Source organism: Rhodanobacter sp. G1 (genome assembly GCF_055397855.1).
In genome coordinates this window covers 1,673,724-1,690,543 of sequence record NZ_AP039674.1, presented here as the reverse complement: position 1 = coordinate 1,690,543, position 16,820 = coordinate 1,673,724, and the positions used below count along the sequence as shown (strand labels likewise).

Below are 16,820 nucleotides of genomic sequence, written 5' to 3'. Positions count from 1 at the left end.
CGACGCTCCCTCCAACCCGCACAGGATCCGCCATGAAAGCCATCGTCCGACCGCTGCTTGCCGCCGCGCTGGCATGCGCCCTCGCCGCTTGCCACATCCCCGACACCACCATGGAAAACGGCGCGATCAAGATGTACGGCGACGTGGTGACCCTGCACGTCGACGGCGCGCCGGAAGCGGACATCGCCTCCGACGGCGGCTTCACCATCGGCGGCAAGGCCGTGGCCACCACGCCTGCCGAACGCGAACTGCTGGCGCAATACAACCGCAGCGTGCGCTCCGTGCACGAAACCGGACTGGCCATGGGCAAGGCCGGCATCGAGACAGCGGCCAGGGCCATCGCCGCCAAGGCCTCGTCCACGCCGGGCAAGGCCGACACTGCCGCTGAAACCGGCGCCAGCAAGCTGCAGAACCTGACCCTCGACATCTGCAAGGCCACCGCTGCCATCAAGCTCGCGCAGGATCAGCTCGCGACGCAATTGACGGCCTTCAAGCCCTACGCGGCCATCGTCGGTGCCGACGACGCGGCGGATTGCGTGAAGGACGCGAAAAACTGAAGCGCAGCCGCCGCGCGCGCCATTCCATCCATCGAATCACCAAGGAAGCATTCGCATGCGAACCCTGATCCTGTTCGGCGCCCTCGCCGCCGCGGCCGTTGTTGCGCTGCCGGCGCAAGCCGATGGCTACCTGAAAATCCACGGCACCCGCGACAGCCTGGCCTGGCATGACAGCAACGATCGCGCACTCGACCTCGCTTCGCCCGAGGGCAAGGGGGCCCGCATCAACCGCATCGAACCAGCCGGCCGTGATGGTTTGCGGCAAGGCGACGTGATCGTCGCGGTCGACGGCCAACCCGTAGCGCACGTGGTCGATCTGACGATCTTTGCGAACGCGCACCTGCAGGCTGCCAGCAGGCTGACCGTGCAAAGAGGCTCGGGCAATGCGCAGGTTGCCTTGCCCGCAGGCGAGTTGGCCGCACTGGTGCACCCCAGCCCCTGAGCAGGATCGTCGCCCAGCATTTCATGAACATCCCTCGCAAGGAGCACACATGAGCCCAAGGAATCGAGCCGCACGACTGGCCGGCCTGCTTTACCTGCTGGTGGTGCTGATCGCGCCGTATCGCCTGATCTACGTGCCTTCCACGTTGTTCGTGGACGGCAACGCGGCCGCCACCGTCGCGAACATCGCGTCCCACGAAATGCTGTTCCGGTTCGGCCTCGCCGCCGACCTGGCCTGCGGCGCACTGCAAGCCGCCCTGGCGCTGGCGCTCTTTCATCTGCTTGGCGATGTGAACCGCCGGCACGGCATCGCGATGCTGTTGCTGGGCGGCGCACTGGTGCCGGCGCTGTACTTCTTCAACGTGCTCAACGATGCCGCCGTCCTGCTGCTGGCGCATGGCTCGAATGCACTGGCCGCGTTCGAGCCGGCGCAGCGCACGGCGCTCGCCGTACTGTTCCTTCACATGCACGGGCAGACGGTCAGTGCCGCCGAAACCCTGTGGGGGCTGTGGCTGTTTCCGCTGGCGCTGCTGGTGCTGCGTTCGGGTTTCCTGCCGCGCCTGTTCGGCTACGGGCTGATCCTCAACGGCCTGGCCTACGTGATCCAGAGCCTTGCGTGGGCGCTGCTGCCGGGATGGCAGGACACGCTATCCAGCCTGCTCGGCCCGCTGCAGTTCGTGGAGGTGCTGTTCATGCTCTGGCTGCTGGTGCTGGGCGCACGGCCCGGCTTCCGGCGAGCGCAAACCGCATCCGCCAAGCCAACGCCCTTTCCACCGCATGCAGGAGGTTTGCCTTGAACACGACCGCCAAACGGCCGCTCGAACACTGGCGCACACCCGTTCAACTGAAGCTGGCCGCGCTGTGGACGTCGGTGATGTTCTGCTACATCTACGGCGATTTTCTCGGGCTTTACCGGCCCGGGGATATCAAGGGGATTCTGGCCGGAGAGGGGCTGCTTGGGCCGACCAGCCAGGGCTCGCTGCTTGCCGTGGCGATCCTGATTGCCGTGCCCGCCGTGATGATCTTCCTGTCGCTGGCGCTGCCGCCCAGGCTGACTCGCTGGCTGAATATCCTCGTGGGCGTGCTGTTGACCGCCATCGTGCTGATGACCATCCCCGGATCATGGGCGTTCTACGTTTTCCTCAGCGTCATCGAAGTGGTGCTGCAGTCGCTGGCCGTCTGGTACGCGTGGCGTTGGCCGCGCAAGGCCTCCGCTTCTTCCTGAACCAGGCACTGCGCGCGTACCGGCTGAAACCTGCGGGCATTTTCAGGCTGACGCAGCAGCATCCCGTCACCGGATACATGCCGAACGCGGCGCGGAAGCGCCCGCCGGCGTCTTTCCGCGACCATTCACGACCAGGGAGTCAACGCATGTCCGCCACTTCGGAAAATGCCGCGCAAATGCGCTACGCGCGCATCGCCGGCTTCGTCTACCTGCTGCTGATCGTGTTGTTCATGGGTGGCCAGTTCCTGATCGGCCACGTCACCGGCAGCGGGACTTTCGCCGAGCGCACCGCGCATATCGTCACTGGCTTGCCGATCTATCGCGCCGCACTCGTGGTGCAATTCCTGGCATCGGTATTCACGGTGCTGCTTGCGTATTCGCTCTACGTGGTGCTCAAGCCCGTGGATGAACACCTCGCGCGGCTGGCCCTGTATTTCAGGCTGGGCGAAGCCTTCGGCGGCTTGACCGCGTTCGTCACGTTTGCCGCGCTAGCGCTGCGCACGGAGCCGGAATTCGCGCAATCCCTGGGCGCCACGCAGGTGAAGGCGCTGGTGGATCTGGCCCGCGCCGCGGACTTCGCATCCTTCAACATCGGCATCGTGTTCTTCAGCTTCGGCTCGACGCTGTTCTACCGGCTGTTCCTGCGCACGCCGTATCTGCCGCGCGCGCTCTCCGCGTTCGGCATGTTCGCCTCGGCGCTTACGTTCGTGGTGGCAGTCACCGGCCTGGTGATGCCGGCGTGGGGCAACGCTTCGCAGGTCGGCTGGATACCGATCTTCATCGCCGAAATCGCGACCGGCATCCTGCTGATGGTTCGCGGTGCGCGGCCGGCGCCGGCCACCGCGATCGCCGGGTAGCCGAGCCGGCGCACGTCGCCGGGTCATTGCCCGTGGATGCCGCCCTTGGTCAGCGCCAGCGGATCGAGCAGCTTCTGCAATTCGGCCTTGGACAAGCCCGTGGTCTCCAGCGCCACGTCCAAGATCGGTCGATGCTGCTTGTACGCCTGCTTGGCGGTGGCCGCGCCCTTCTCGTAGCCGATCACCGGATTGAGCGCGGTGACCAGGATCGGGTTCATCGCCAGCGCCTGGTTCACCCGCGCCTTGTTGACGTTGAAGCCGGCGATGGCCTTGTCGGCGAGCAGGCGCGAGACGTTGGCCAGGATGCCCAGCGATTCGAGCAGGTTGTAGGCGATCAGCGGCAACATCACGTTGAGCTGGAAGTTGCCGGACTGACCGGCGATGGCGATGGCCGCGTCGTTGCCGATCACCTGCGCGGCCACCATCGCCGCGGCTTCCGGGATCACCGGGTTCACCTTGCCGGGCATGATCGAGGAGCCGGGCTGCAGCGCGGGCAGCTCGATCTCGCCCAGACCGGCGAGCGGGCCGGAGTTCATCCAGCGCAGGTCGTTGGCGATCTTCATCAGCGCCACGGCCAATGCCTTGAGCTGGCCGGAAAGCTCCACCGCGTCGTCCTGCGCGGCCATGCCCTCGAACGGGTTTTCCATCGCCTCGAAGCGCACGCCGGTGAGCTTCTTCAGCTCGCGCGCCACCGCCGCGCCAAACTTCGGATCGGCGTTGATGCCGGTGCCCACCGCCGTGCCGCCCTGCGGCAGGCGGCGCATGCGCTTCAGCGCATCCTCGATGCGCGCAATGGCCGAGCCGACCTGCGCGGCCCAGCCGGACAGCTCCTGGCCGAAGGTCACCGGCATCGCGTCCATCAGGTGGGTGCGGCCGGTCTTGGCTACGTTCTTCAACTGGCGCGCACGCTGCTCGATGGTCTTCTTCAGGTGCTTGAGCGCCGGCAGCAGCCGCTCATGCGCGACCAGGGTGGCGCTGACGTGGATCGCAGTGGGGATCACGTCATTGGAACTCTGCCCGTAATTGACGTGGTCGTTCGGATGCACCTTGGCGCCGCCGCGCGCGGCCAGGTGGGCGATCACCTCGTTCGCGTTCATGTTGGTGCTGGTGCCCGAGCCGGTCTGGAACACGTCGATGGGGAACTGCGCGTCGTATTCGCCGCCCGCCACCGCCAGCGCGGCCTTGCGGATCGCCGCGGCCTGACCCTTCTTCAGGTAACCCAGCGCCAGGTTCGCCTCGGCGGCGGCGGCCTTGATCAGGCCCAGCGCGCGGATGAATTCGCGCGGCAGCGCCAAGCCGGAGATCGGGAAGTTGTCGATGGCGCGCTGGGTCTGTGCACCGTACAGCGCGTCGCTGGGCACCTTCAGTTCGCCCATGCTGTCGTGTTCGATGCGGAAGTTGGTCATGGTCGGTTCTCGCGAGAATGGGTTGTTTGTTCGTCATTCCGGCGCAGGCCGGAATCCAGTGACTTCAACGCTTGCACAGACATAGTCGCTGCTGGATCCCGGCCTACGCCGGGATGACAGCCAGAGGCCACTATAGGCGCCCGGGCATTGACTCGCCGTCAATGTAAAATGGGCGTTTCCTCGTGCCGGAACGCCCCGATGTCGAACGATGCCCTCACCGCCCTGTCGCCGCTGGACGGCCGCTACGCCAGCAAGGTCGAGCCGCTGCGCCCGATCTTCAGCGAGTTCGGCCTGATGCACCGGCGCGTGCACGTGGAGATCGAGTGGCTGCTGGCGCTGGCCGCCGAAGCCGGCATCGCGGAACTGCCGCCGTTCACGCCGGCGCAGGTGTCGCAGTTGCGCGCCATCGCCAGCGGTTTCGCGGTCGAGGACGGCGCGCGCATCAAGGCCATCGAAGCCACCACCAACCATGACGTGAAGGCGGTGGAGTACTTCATCAAGGAGCGCATCGGCAATGACGCCGCGCTGGCCCAGGCCAAGGAGTTCGTGCACTTCGCCTGCACCAGCGAGGACATCAACAACCTCTCCTACGCGCTGATGCTGCGCGATGCGCGCCAGCAGGTGCTGCTGCCGGCCTTCGACGGCATCATCGCCAGGCTGCGCGAGCTGGCGCACGCCAACGCCGCGCTGCCGATGTTGTCGCGCACCCACGGCCAGACCGCCTCGCCCAGCACGCTGGGCAAGGAACTGGCGAACGTGGTGGCGCGGCTGGAACGCCAGCGCAGGCAGCTCGCCGCGCTGGAAGTCCCCGGCAAGATCAACGGTGCGGTGGGCAACTACAACGCCCACGCCATCACCTACCCGGAGATCGACTGGCGCGCGTTCTCGCAGCGCTTCGTGGAAAGCCTGGGCCTGGACTACAACCCCTACACCACGCAGATCGAGCCGCACGACGGCGTGGCCGAATACTGCGACGCGGTGCGCCGCGCCAACACCATCCTGATCGACCTGGCGCGCGACGTGTGGGGCTACATCTCGCTGGGCTACTTCAAGCAGAAGCTCAAGGAGGGCGAGGTGGGCTCGTCCACCATGCCGCACAAGGTCAACCCGATCGACTTCGAGAACGCCGAGGGCAACTTCGGCCTCGCCAACGCGCTGCTGGGGCATTTCGCGGAAAAATTGCCGATCAGCCGCTGGCAGCGCGACCTCACCGACTCCACCGTGCTGCGCGCGCTGGGCACCGCGTTCGGCCACACCTTGGTGGCGCTGGAATCGCTGCAGAAGGGCCTGGGCAAGCTCACCGTCAACGCCGAACGCCTCGCCGCCGACCTCGATGCGAGCTGGGAAGTGCTGGCCGAAGCCGTGCAGACCGTGATGCGCCGCTACGGCCTGCCGCAGCCCTACGAGCAGCTCAAGGCGCTGACTCGCGGCCAGGGCATCACCCGCGACTCCATGCGCGAGTTCATCGGCAAGCTGGAGCTGCCCGCCGAAGCGAAGCAGCGGCTGCTGGATCTCACGCCGGGTGGCTACATCGGCTTGGCTGAAGGTTTGGCTCGGGAGATCTGATCCAGTCAACGCTGCATGGCTGTCATTCCGGCGAAGGCCGGAATCCAGTTAGATGACTCGTGCGCAGCACGCAAACCTGTTCTGTGTGCTTCGCACGCAAACTTCACTGGATTCCGGCCTTCGCCGGAATGACGAGCAATAAAAATTATCGGGCCGCGCGTCATCACGCGCGGCCCGATCCGCATCAGGCATGGGCCTTCTTCGCCAACCCTTCCGCCTCCAGCGCCGCACGCACCGCCGGGCGCTCGCCCACGCGCTGCTGGAAGGCCAGCAGCGCCTGGAAGGCCGACAGATCCAGCTCCACATGCTTCGCCCAGTTGGTCACGGTGAACAGGTAGGCATCGGCCGCGGTGAACTTGTCGCCCAGCAGGAACGGCTGCTTCGCCAGCACGTTCTCGATGAACTGGTAGCGGCGCTTCAGGTACTCCTTGCGCTCGGCGCGGGTGGCCTCGGGCGTGTCCGGCTTGAACAGCGGGCTGTAGCTCTTGTGGATCTCGGAGTTGATGTAGCCCAGCATCTCCTGCAGGTGGTAGCGCGGCAGCGTGCCGTTGGCCGGCGCAAGACCACTGTCGGGCTTCTGGTCGGCCAGGTACTGCACGATCGCCGGGCCTTCGGTCAGCACTTCGCCGCTATCCAGCTCCAGCACCGGCACGTAGCCCTTGGGATTGACCAGCCAGAAATCCGCACCGCTCTCGGTACGCTTGGCCTTGCCGTCGACCTTCTCCAACTGCAGCTTGATGCCTGCCTCAAGCGCCACGATGTGCGGGGAAAGCGAACAGGCGCCGGGGGAGTAGTAGAGCTTCATGCGGTGACTCCTGGTGGGGACGGGGAAACGGAAGCGCAGCGGACAAAGCCACGCTTCCGAATCCCGCATGCTACGCCGCCATGGTTACCATTGGATACCATCTATTCACCGGTCAGCCGCAGAATGCGGTAACCCCGCGGTTACCACCGCCCACGCCAGCATCGAGCCATCCCATGGGTCTTCCTGTACGCAAGAGCAAGGTGATACCGCCGCCCGCCTGCCCGCTCACCGAAAGCCTGGCGCTGCTGCGCGGCGCCTGGGCGCCCAACGTGATCTGGTACCTGAGCGGCGAACCGCGCCGCTTCGGCGAACTGCGCCACGACATCCCACGCATCTCCGCGCGCGTGCTCAGCGCCCGTCTGCGCGAACTGGAATCGCGTGGGCTGGTGAGCCGCCGCATGCTGGCTACTTCCCCGCCCTCCGCCGAATACGCGCTGACCGAGCTGGGCCGCGAACTGCTGCCCGCAATCAATGCGCTGGCGCGGGTGGGGCAGAAGCTGATCGCGGAGTGGAATTCACGGGCTTCGCTGGCGAAGAAGGTACGGGTGGTAGGTTAGGCTGCGCACTTGCCCGCGAAGCCGGCCCATGGAACGATGCCAAGGCTGTTGCTTACGTTGCCGGACGATGCGTGTTTAAGCGGCAAGGCTAGCCGCTGATGGAGGGGAATGTGCGATTCGCTGGACGAATCACTGACTGGGATGATGAGAGAGGATTTGGCTTTGTTATGCCAAACGGTGGCGGCGAGCGCGCCTTCGTACACATCAACGAGTTTCAACGCGGATCGCGTCGTCCTGTCTCCGGTGACCTTATCTCGTATTTGCCCATTCAAGACTCCCGTGGCCGGCTTCAGGCACGTGAGATCAGGCATGCGGGCCAGAAGATTCAACCACAGCGTCAACCTTCACAGTTTCCCAGAGCAGCCGTTGGTATCGGGGCACTGATCGCTACGATAGCTGCCGCAGCATTGGGCGTGATTCCTGTCCTTCTGGCCGGTGTGTACTTCGTCCTCAGTGGTATTTCTTATCTGATGTACGGTTCTGACAAAGCCGCAGCGAAGAGCGATGCCCGTCGCACACCAGAGAACAGCTTGCACATGGCTGCCCTCCTTGGCGGCTGGCCTGGCGCACTGATTGCTCAACAGCAGTTCCGCCACAAGACCATAAAACAGCCCTTCCAGTTTGTATTCTGGGTAACGGTCGCCCTCAACCTTTTCGGTGCGTGGTGGCTGGTTACATCAGGCATTGCTTCCAAATTGGCACAGTCATTCGGCGGTTGAATTCAGCGCTAGGTCGCAAAACGGGGACAGGGATCACTCCCTGTCCCCGCAATAACGCATCCGATATCGGTCGCCCGACCGGACGCGGCTATTTCCGCCGTTCACTCCACCTCGTCCGACCCCTCATTCACCCCCTCGAACAGGAAGGTCGACAGGTAGCGCTCGCCGGTATCCGGCAGCATCGCCAGCAGCACCGAGCCTTCGGGCGCGGCCTGGGCCACCTGCAGCGCGGCGGCCAGGGTGGCGCCGGAGGAGAGGCCGGTGAAGATGCCCTCCTTCTGCGCCAGTGCGCGCGAGGTGTCGCGGGCCACGATGTCGTCCACCGGCACCAGTTGGTCGACCACCTTGGTGTTGAGCACGGCAGGCACGAAGTCGGGCGTCCAGCCCTGGATCTTGTGCGGCTGCCACTCCTTGCCGCCAAGCAGGGATGCACCCGCCGGCTCGGCGCCGATCACCTTCACTTCCGGGCGCGCCACCTTGAGCACCTCGCCCACGCCGGTGAGCGTGCCGCCGGTGCCCCAGCCGCTGACGAAATAGTCGAGGCGGCGGCCGGCGAAGTCGCTCAGGATCTCCGGCGCCGTGGTCTGCCGGTGGTAGGCCGGGTTGGCCGGGTTGTCGAACTGGCTGGCGAGGAACCAGCCGTGCTTGTCGGCCAGCTCCTGCGCCTTCGCCGATGCGCCGCTGCCACGCAGCGCCGCCGGAGTGAGCAGCACCTTGCCGCCGTAGGCGCGGATCAGCTTGCGCCGTTCGATGGAGAAGGAGTCCGGCAACACCGCCACGAAGGGATAGCCTCGCGCCGCGCACACGGCAGCCAGCGCCACGCCAGTGTTGCCCGAGGTGGACTCCACCACGGTCTGCCCCGGCTTGAGCGCGCCGCGCTGCTCGGCGTCGAGGATGATGGCGAGCGCGAGGCGATCCTTCACCGAGCCGGCGGGGTTGAACGCCTCCACCTTCACGTACAGCTCGACGTGCTTCGGGGCGAGCCGATGCAGGCGGACGATGGGGGTTCTGCCGATGGTGTCGAGGATGCTGTCGTAGATCATGGAAGCGGCTCCGGGTGATGTCTGCGCGCGATCATGCGCGCGGGGTTGCGAGGTTTTCGTCAAGCGCGGCGGCGGGCGGGTTCGCGGGCAAACTGCATCGCACGCACCGGCTGCAGCCGTGGCGGCGACGCGTCCATCCCGCCCAGCGGCGGCGCGCCGAACCATGCGAGGCGTTCCGCCAGCGCGGCCACCTCGCCGAGGATCAGCAGCGCAGGCGAACGCACCGCATGCGCCACCGCGCGCTCGGGCAACTCGGCCAGCGTGCCGGTGACCACGCGCTGGTTGGCGCGCGAGCCGTTCTCGATCAGGGCGAACGGGGTGGAAGATGCGCGACCGTGCGCCAGAAGCTGCTGCTGCAGGCGGTCGAGGCCAGCCACGCCCATGTAGACCGCGAGCGTCTGGCGCTCCTGCGCCAGCGCGCGCCAATCCAGGGTGTCCAACGATTCGCGGCAGTGCGCGGTGACGAAGCGCACCGATTGCGCGTAATCGCGATGGGTGAGCGGCACGCCGGCATGCGCGGCGCAGGCCAGTGCGGCGGTGACGCCTGGCACCACCTCGTAGGCAATGCCATGGCCACGCAGGAATTCCAGCTCCTCGCCACCGCGGCCGAACACGAAGGGATCGCCACCCTTCAGGCGCACTACGCGGCGCCCCGCCCCCGCGTGTTCGAGCAGCAGCGCGTGGATCTCGTCCTGGGTGGCGTGATGATTGCCGGCCTGCTTGCCGACTTCGATGCGTTCGGCATCGCGGCGCGCCAGTTCCAACACCTCGGCGCTGACCAGCCGGTCGTGCAGGATCACGTCGGCCTCATTCAGGGCACGCAATCCGCGCAGGGTCAGCAGGCCGGCATCGCCGGGGCCGGCGCCCACCAGCACCACCGCACCGGCCTGCACGGCGGGTACGTCGCGCAGCGCCTGCTCGGCGGCGGCGGCGGCCTGCGCCGGCTGCCCCTTGCGCAACAGCGCGGCCACCGGCCCGGTGAACAGTTCCGTGTAGAAGCGGCGCCGCGCCGCGAGGTCGGGATGGCGGCGGCGAATGCGCTTGCGCAGGCGCGCGGCCAACTGGGCCAGCGGGCCCAGCGAGTGATCGAGCCGGGTCTCCAGCCGCTCGCGCACCAGCCGCGCCAGCATCGGCGCCGCGCCGCCGCTGGAGATCGCCACCACCAGCGGCGAGCGGTCGATCACCGCCGGCACGTGGAAGCTGGACAGCTCTGCGTCGTCCACCACGTTGACGAACACGCGTCGCAGCCCGGCCAGTTCGGCGACGCGGGCATTGAGCGCGCGGTCGCCGGTGGCGGCGATCACCAGCCACGCGTAGTCGATCCAGCCCGGCTCGAACTCGCCGGCACGATGCGCGATGCGCCCCTGCCGCGCCCAGCGCTGCAGTTGCGGCGTCAGCTCCGGCGCGCCCACGGTGACCTGGGCGCCCGCCGCCAGCAGGGCCGCCGCCTTGCGCTCCGCCACGGCACCGCCGCCCACCACCAGCACGGCGCGTCGGGAAAGATCGGCGAAGAGCGGATAAAGCTTCATGCAGGCGGGTTCGGCACCATGTGGATGGAGCCGACGACCCTACGCACCGGGCCACACGGGCGGAAATGACTTTGGCGGCGGGGCATATGCCGGCGCGGCATGACATGCCCGGCGGCGGCATCCGTGCCGCCCTTCGGCGGGGCGCCGGCAAGACAAGCCACCCATGCAAACCCGTCGTATCGTGTTTGAACGTTTATACGTATAGACGTCCGAACAAAAAAGCATATAGACTCGGCGCCATGGCCATCATCCAAGCCGCCAAAGCGGCACCCATTGACCGCCGACGACGCGTGCGACTCATGCGATGTATGCGCGCAAAGCACGCTGCTTCCGCCGCATCCCCCATCGCCAAGACATCTGGATCGCCATGACTCTCACCCAGCTCCGCTACCTCGTCGCCATCGCCGACTGCCGCCTCAACATCACCGCCGCCGCCGAGCGCGTGCATGCCACCCAGCCCGGCGTGAGCAAGCAGCTCAAGCAGCTGGAGGACGAACTCGGCCTGCTGCTGTTCATCCGCAAGGGCAAGAGCCTGGACTCGGTCACCGACGCCGGCGCGCGGGTGATCGAGCGCGCGCGCATCATCCTCGCCGAGGCGCTGAACATCCGTTCCATCGCGGCCAACCTGCGCAACGAGGCGCACGGCGAGCTGCGCATCGCCACCACGCACACGCAGGCGCGCTTCGCCCTGCCCGCCTCCATCGCCGCGCTCAACCGCAGCTACCCGCAGGTGAGCGTGCACCTGCAGCCCAGCGGCGACGCCGAGGTGCTGGATCTGCTGGAAAGCGGCCGCGTCGACCTGGCCGTGGTGAGCACCTCGGGCGCCGCGCCGACCGGTGGCATCGCCTTCCCCGCGTACCGCTGGAGCCGCGTGGTGCTGGCGCCGCAGGATCACCCGCTGGCCAAGCCGGGCCGCACGCCCACGCTGGCCGAGCTGGCGGCGCTGCCGCTGGTGAGCTACGACTCCTCCAAGCGGCCGGAATCCTCGCTGCGCCGCGCCTTCGCCTCGGCCGGGCTGGCGCCGCAGATCGCGATGACCGCGGCCGACGCCGACCTCATCAAGACCTACGTGCGCGCCGGCATGGGCGTGGGCGTGCTGGCCGAGATGGCGCTGCAGCCGGGCGAGGACGCCGACCTGCGCGCGATCCAGGCCGACGCGCTGCTGCCGCTGTGCACCACCTGGATCGTGCTGCGCAAGGACAGCGTGCTGCGCGACTACACGCTGGAATGGATCGCGCAGTTCGCCCCGCACCTCGACCGCAACGACGTACGCCGCCAGCTCACGCTGGGCATCGCGCCGGAGAAGCCGCCGCGCGTGCCGCACTGGCGCGAACGGCTGGCGGTCACGCCGATCACGGCATCTCGTGCAGTCCGCATTCGCGCTTGAGGCCGAAGAAGCGGGTGTCCTCGGCATCCATGCCCGGCTCCCAGCGCTTCGTGGTGTGGGTGTCGCCGATGGAGACGTAGCCCTGCTCCCATAGCGGGTGGTAGGGCAAGCCGTGCTTCTGCAGGTAGCGGCCCACGTCGCGATCCGTCCAGTCGGCGATGGGGTGCAGCTTCCAGCGGCTTTGCCGCCATTCCACGAAGTCGATGGCGCGACGGCTGCGCGACTGGTCGCGGCGCAAGCCGGCGAACCAGCCTTGCACGCCCAGCTCGGCCAGCGCACGCTGCATCGGTTCGATCTTGCGGATGCGGTTGTAGCGATCCAGCCCCTCGACGCCCTGCTCCCACTGCTTGCCGTAGCGCGCCTCGGCCCAGGCACGGCCGATCGCCGGGCGGTACACCTTGAGGTTGAGCGACAGCCGCTCGGTCAGCGTGTCGACGAACTGGTAGGTCTCCGGGAACAGGTAGCCGGTGTCGATCAGGATCACCGGGATGTCCGGCTGCTGGCTGCTCAGCAGGTGCAGCGACACCGCCGCCTGCGCACCGAAGCTGGACGACAGCGCATGCGCGCCCGGCACGTGCTCCAGCATCCAGCGCACGCGCGCCTCGGCGTCCAGCCGCCCCAGCCAGTGGTTGAGCGCGAGCAATGCGTCGACGTCGCCGCCGTCCGCGGGGAGGTTCGGCGTACTCATGCCGTCACCTCGGCCGCGATCTTGCGCGAAGCCAGCACGCCGCTGCGCAGCAGGAAGTCGCCGAAGTGCTCGCACGGCTCGCGCTCGGCGGCATAGCGCGCGAACAGGGCATCCAGCGCTTCGAGCAGGGTCGCCTCGTCCACGTTCTCGCGATGGATCTGGTTGAGCCGCTGCCCGCTGAAATCCGCGGCCAGGCGCAGGTCGTAGCGGCCGGGTGCGCGTCCCACCAGCGCGATCTCGCCGAGGTAGGGCCGCGAGCAGCCGTTCGGGCAGCCGGACAGGCGCAGCAGGATGGGCGCGGACAGCAGGCCGTGGCGATCCAGCGAGGCCTCCAGCTTCGGCAGCAGTTGCGGCAGGTAGCGCTCGCTCTCGGCCATCGCCAGCCCGCAGGTGGGCAGCGCCACGCAGGCGATGGCGTGGCGGCGGATGCCGCTGTGGCGGCGGTAGCCGTCCATGCCGTGCGCGGCGACGATGGCGTCGATGCGCCCGCGATCCGCCGCGGCCACGTTGGCGACGATCAGGTTCTGGTTGCAGGTGAGCCGGATGTCGCCCGTGTGCACGCGCGCGATCTCGCGCATGCCGGTGAGCCAGCGCGCCTCGTCGCCGTCCAGCAGACGGCCGGATTCCACCTGCAGGGTGAGATGCCAGCGGCCTTCGTGGCCCTCGATCCAGCCGTAGCGGTCGCCGTTGTGGTCGAAGCGGAACGGCCGTGTCGGCTCCAGCGCGAAGCCCGCGCGTTGTTCGATCTCCGCCTTCACCTTGTCCAGGCCATGCGTGTCGATGGTGTACTTGAAGCGCGCGTGCTTGCGCTCCTCGCGGTCGCCCCAGTCGCGCTGCACGGCGATGATGGCTTCGGACAGTTCCAGCAGGCGCTCGGGCTGGACGAAGCCGATCGTGCTGGCGAGCCGCGGATAGGTCGTCGGGTCGCCATGCGTGGCGCCCATGCCGCCGCCGATGACCACGTTGAAGCCGAGCAGCTCGCCGCCTTCGACGATGGCGACCAGGCCGAGATCCTGCGCGAACACGTCGACGTCGTTGAGCGGTGGGATCGCCACGCCGATCTTGAACTTGCGCGGCAGGTAGGTGGGGCCATACAGCGGCTCGTGCTCCGCCTCGGCGGCCTCGCCCACCAGCTTCTCGCCGTCCAGCCAGAGCTCGTGGTAGGCGCGCGTCTTCGGCTTCAGGTGCTCGGACAGCTGCGCCGCCCAGGCGTAGGCCGCCGCATGCGCGCGCGACTCCACCGGGTTGGTGTTGCACACCACGTTGCGATTGACGTCGCCGCAGGCGGCGATGGTGCTGGCCAGCGCGGCGTCGATGGCGGCAATGGTGGGCTTGAGGTTGCGCTTGATGATGCCGTGCCACTGGAAGGTCTGCCGTGTGGTGATGCGCAGGCCGCTGGAGGCGTAGTCGCTGGCGATCCGGTCGAAGGCCAGCCACTGCACCGGCGTCATCACTCCGCCCGGCAAACGCGCGCGCACCATGAAGGCGTAGGCCGGCTCCAGCTTCTGCCTGCGGCGCTCCTCGCGGATGTCGCGGTCGTCCTGCATGTAGCTGCCGTGGAACTTCAGCAGCTTGTCGTCGTCCTCGCTGATCGCGCCGGTGACCGGGTCGGCCAGCCCTTCGGCGATGGTGCCGCGCAGGAAGCGGCTGGCGGCCTTGATGTGTTCGAGATGGGAGGGCATGGGGGTTTCTTATGCTTTTCTTGCGGGAGGTTCGGAACAACCGGCTTCCGGTTCGTCATCCCGGTGCCGGCCCACTGCTGTCCGGAATAATCTGGGGACGGTGTCGAAGGATGAAGGCCCGCGCCGCTTGCACGAAGCATTGCGAGAAGGCGACTTCATTTCCGATAACGACCACCTATCCAGACTGTCATCCCGGCGAAGGCCGGGATCCAGTAGCGACCATGTTCGCTCAGGCCGCACGGCCACTGGATGACTCGCTTCGCTCGCCCCTTCGGGGCCGCCCTGCGGGCGTTCTGCGCGCTTCGCGCTTGTCCGGCCTGCGCCGGAATGACGAGAAAGACCGCGGCCACGAATGTTCAAAATTATTCCGGACAGTAGTGGGCGAAGGCAGGAATGACGAACAAGAATCAGGGCTTCCCTAGTACACATCACGGGCGTAGCGTCCTTCCTGCAGCAGCTCGTTCAACCAGGCGCGGGCGTCCTCGGCGGGGAGGCCGCCATGGGTCACGGCCACCTCCACCAGCGCCTCGTGCACGTCCTTCGCCATGTGCGTGGCGTCGCCGCAGACGTAGAGATGGGCGCCATCGCGCAGCCACGCGTACAGCTCTCGGCCGTGTTCGCGCAATCGATGCTGGACGTAGGTCTTGGAAGAGGTATCGCGCGAGAACGCAAGATCGAGTCGACTGAGCGCGCCGTCCTTGAGCGCCTGCTGCCATTCGACCTGGTAGAGGAAGTCCTGCGCGAAATGGCGGTTGCCGAAGAACAGCCAGTTGCGACCCGTGGCACCCACCGCCTGGCGCTCCTGCACGAAGGCGCGGAACGGCGCCACGCCGGTGCCGGGGCCGATCATGATGACGTCGCGGCTGCCGTCGGCCGGCAGGCGGAAGCGCTCGTTCGCCTCCACGAACACCGGCACGTGCGCGTCGTCGCCGGCGGCGGCGAGGAAGGCCGAGGCCGCGCCGAAGTGCTCGCTGCCGTGCGCGTGGTAGTTCACCACCGCGACGGTGACATGCACCTCGTCCTCGCCCACCGCCTTCGGGCTGGAGGCGATGGAATACAGGCGCGGCGTGAGCGGGCGCAGCGCGGCCACCAGTTGCTCCGCGTTCCAGTCCACCGGATGGCGGCGCAGCAGGTCGATGGGCTGGTGCGTGTCGAGCAGGCGGGCCAGCGCCTCGCGCTGCTCCGGCTCCAGCACGCGCGACAGTTCCGCGTCGCCGCTGGCGGCGGCATGCGCGGCGAGCAACGGGCGGCTCAACTTGGTCAGCTCGCGCTCCTGCGTCAGCCAGCGCGACAGCGTCAGGCGGCGGCCGTCGTGCGCCACTTCCTGTTCGCCGTCGAGGCGCAGCAGGCTCAGGTAGTCCTCCACCAGCGCGGGCGGATTACGCGGCCACACGCCCAGCGCGTCGCCAGGCTCGTAGCGCAGGCCGGAACCCTGCAGCGAGAGTTCGAGGTGGCGCACTTCGCGGTCGCTATCGCGCGAGACGATGCGCTGGTTGTCCAGCACCTCGGCGGCATACGGCTTCTCGCGGCCGTGCTGCGCGCTGTCCACCGCGTGCAGGGCCACCGCCCGCAGGTTCGCCGCGGGTACCGCCGACGAAGTGCCCAGCGTCTCGCGCGCCTTCTCCAGCACGCCGTCGCTCCAGCTTGCGCTGGGTGCCTCGAAATCCACGTCGGCCTCGCCCAGCTCGGCGAAGCGCTGCGCGCCCAGTTCGGCGAAGCGCGCGTCCAGCCGGCGGCTCACCGCGCAGTACTGCGGGTAGCTGGAATCGCCCAGCCCCATCACTGCGAACTTCAGCTGCGGCAGCCTGGGCGCGCGCTTGCCGGCGAGGAACTCGACGAAGCCGATGGCGTCGTCCGGCGGATCGCCGTCGCCCTGGCTGCTGATGACCAGCGCGAGGTGGCGCTCCTGCGCCAGTTCGCGCACGGGATAGGCACCGGTGCGCAGCAGCCGCACGTTCAGCCCCGCCGCGGTGGCGCGCTCGGCCAGCCGCTCGGCCACGCGGCGAGAATTGCCGGTCTGGCTGCCGTAGAGCACGGTGAGCCGCTCGGCGGCCTCCGCGTTGGCCGCTCCAGCCGGCGCGGCGGCGGGCAATACGACGCGTGCGGTTTGCGCCGCCAGCGCGGCCGTCCATGCCGAGATCCAGTACAGGTCGGCCGGTGGCAGCCCTTCGGTCAGCCGGTTCAGCAGCGCCAGCCGTTCCGCGGCAAGCGTCGGCGTCGGCAGGATCGGTCGGGTGGCAGCGCTCACGTCGTTTTCCTTTTGGACGTCCAGACGTCTTGCGCCCATGCTAGGCACCCGGATGCTCAGCAAGAAAACACTTGTGGGCATGTACTTATGCGGGCGGCTCATTTCCGGCG

The 16,820-nt window shown here is 67.7% G+C and carries 16 protein-coding genes; 9 read left to right on the top strand and 7 right to left on the bottom strand.

The genetic code is table 11. The annotated features are described in order from the left end of the window. The first annotated feature begins 32 nt into the window (after positions 1-32). The 5 genes from ACZ5Z2_RS07605 to ACZ5Z2_RS07585 all read left to right on the top strand — a co-directional run bounded on the left by ACZ5Z2_RS07605 (position 33) and on the right by ACZ5Z2_RS07585 (position 3,080). A complete protein-coding gene (locus tag ACZ5Z2_RS07605) occupies positions 33-557 on the top strand; it encodes a hypothetical protein (protein WP_464761350.1) in 525 nt (174 codons plus the stop codon). Between the two features lie 55 nt (positions 558-612). Then, positions 613-999, top strand: a complete 387-nt coding sequence (locus ACZ5Z2_RS07600; protein ID WP_464761349.1) for a hypothetical protein — start codon at positions 613-615, stop codon at positions 997-999. Positions 1,000-1,048: 49 nt separating this feature from the next. Next, positions 1,049-1,795 (top strand): DUF4386 domain-containing protein, encoded by a 747-nt coding sequence (locus ACZ5Z2_RS07595; RefSeq protein ID WP_464761348.1) that lies wholly within the window; start codon positions 1,049-1,051, stop codon positions 1,793-1,795. Continuing rightward, a complete protein-coding gene (locus tag ACZ5Z2_RS07590) occupies positions 1,792-2,223 on the top strand; it encodes a DUF6326 family protein (protein WP_464761347.1) in 432 nt (143 codons plus the stop codon). The genes ACZ5Z2_RS07595 and ACZ5Z2_RS07590 overlap by 4 nt, the downstream gene beginning before the upstream one ends. Before the next feature lie 146 nt (positions 2,224-2,369). Next, complete coding sequence (locus ACZ5Z2_RS07585; RefSeq protein ID WP_464761346.1) at positions 2,370-3,080, top strand: DUF4386 domain-containing protein; 711 nt, start codon at positions 2,370-2,372, stop codon at positions 3,078-3,080. A 23-nt stretch (positions 3,081-3,103) separates the two neighbouring features. Here ACZ5Z2_RS07585 and ACZ5Z2_RS07580 read toward each other — a convergent pair whose 3' ends face one another. After that, complete coding sequence (locus tag ACZ5Z2_RS07580; protein WP_464761345.1) at positions 3,104-4,486, bottom strand: class II fumarate hydratase; 1,383 nt, start codon at positions 4,484-4,486, stop codon at positions 3,104-3,106. A gap of 198 nt (positions 4,487-4,684) precedes the next feature. Here ACZ5Z2_RS07580 and purB point away from each other — a divergent pair, with 198 nt between their 5' ends. Beyond that, the gene (gene purB, locus ACZ5Z2_RS07575; RefSeq protein ID WP_464761344.1) at positions 4,685-6,052 is read left to right on the top strand and encodes an adenylosuccinate lyase; all 1,368 of its coding nucleotides are present in this window, start codon (positions 4,685-4,687) and stop codon (positions 6,050-6,052) included. 184 nt (positions 6,053-6,236) lie between these two features. On the opposite strand, the gene gstA is transcribed toward purB, so the two are convergent. Next, complete coding sequence (gene gstA, locus ACZ5Z2_RS07570; protein ID WP_464761343.1) at positions 6,237-6,857, bottom strand: glutathione transferase GstA; 621 nt, start codon at positions 6,855-6,857, stop codon at positions 6,237-6,239. Between the two features lie 173 nt (positions 6,858-7,030). On the opposite strand from gstA, the gene ACZ5Z2_RS07565 reads away from it, so the two are divergent. Both ACZ5Z2_RS07565 and ACZ5Z2_RS07560 read left to right on the top strand, forming a co-directional pair. After that, entirely contained in the window at positions 7,031-7,414 is a 384-nt protein-coding gene (locus ACZ5Z2_RS07565) for a winged helix-turn-helix transcriptional regulator (protein ID WP_464761342.1), read from the top strand. A 110-nt stretch (positions 7,415-7,524) separates the two neighbouring features. Further along, complete coding sequence (locus ACZ5Z2_RS07560) at positions 7,525-8,133, top strand: DUF1294 domain-containing protein (RefSeq protein ID WP_464761341.1); 609 nt, start codon at positions 7,525-7,527, stop codon at positions 8,131-8,133. 101 nt (positions 8,134-8,234) lie between these two features. Here ACZ5Z2_RS07560 and cysK read toward each other — a convergent pair whose 3' ends face one another. Next, complete coding sequence (cysK, locus tag ACZ5Z2_RS07555; protein ID WP_464761340.1) at positions 8,235-9,176, bottom strand: cysteine synthase A; 942 nt, start codon at positions 9,174-9,176, stop codon at positions 8,235-8,237. Between the two features lie 59 nt (positions 9,177-9,235). After that, the gene (cysG, locus tag ACZ5Z2_RS07550) at positions 9,236-10,705 is read right to left on the bottom strand and encodes a siroheme synthase CysG (RefSeq protein WP_464761339.1); all 1,470 of its coding nucleotides are present in this window, start codon (positions 10,703-10,705) and stop codon (positions 9,236-9,238) included. 367 nt (positions 10,706-11,072) lie between these two features. Here cysG and ACZ5Z2_RS07545 point away from each other — a divergent pair, with 367 nt between their 5' ends. After that, positions 11,073-12,092: a LysR substrate-binding domain-containing protein gene (locus ACZ5Z2_RS07545; protein WP_464761338.1), complete on the top strand. Its 1,020-nt coding sequence runs from the start codon at positions 11,073-11,075 to the stop codon at positions 12,090-12,092. On the opposite strand, the gene ACZ5Z2_RS07540 is transcribed toward ACZ5Z2_RS07545, so the two are convergent. The 3 genes from ACZ5Z2_RS07540 to ACZ5Z2_RS07530 form a co-directional block, all read right to left on the bottom strand. Then, complete coding sequence (locus tag ACZ5Z2_RS07540) at positions 12,058-12,780, bottom strand: phosphoadenylyl-sulfate reductase (protein ID WP_464761337.1); 723 nt, start codon at positions 12,778-12,780, stop codon at positions 12,058-12,060. The genes ACZ5Z2_RS07545 and ACZ5Z2_RS07540 overlap by 35 nt on opposite strands. Next, positions 12,777-14,462: an assimilatory sulfite reductase (NADPH) hemoprotein subunit gene (gene cysI / locus ACZ5Z2_RS07535; protein ID WP_464761336.1), complete on the bottom strand. Its 1,686-nt coding sequence runs from the start codon at positions 14,460-14,462 to the stop codon at positions 12,777-12,779. Before cysI ends, ACZ5Z2_RS07540 begins: the two co-directional genes overlap by 4 nt. 418 nt (positions 14,463-14,880) lie before the next feature. After that, positions 14,881-16,749 (bottom strand): assimilatory sulfite reductase (NADPH) flavoprotein subunit, encoded by a 1,869-nt coding sequence (locus tag ACZ5Z2_RS07530; protein ID WP_464761335.1) that lies wholly within the window; start codon positions 16,747-16,749, stop codon positions 14,881-14,883. Positions 16,750-16,820: the final 71 nt, after the last annotated feature.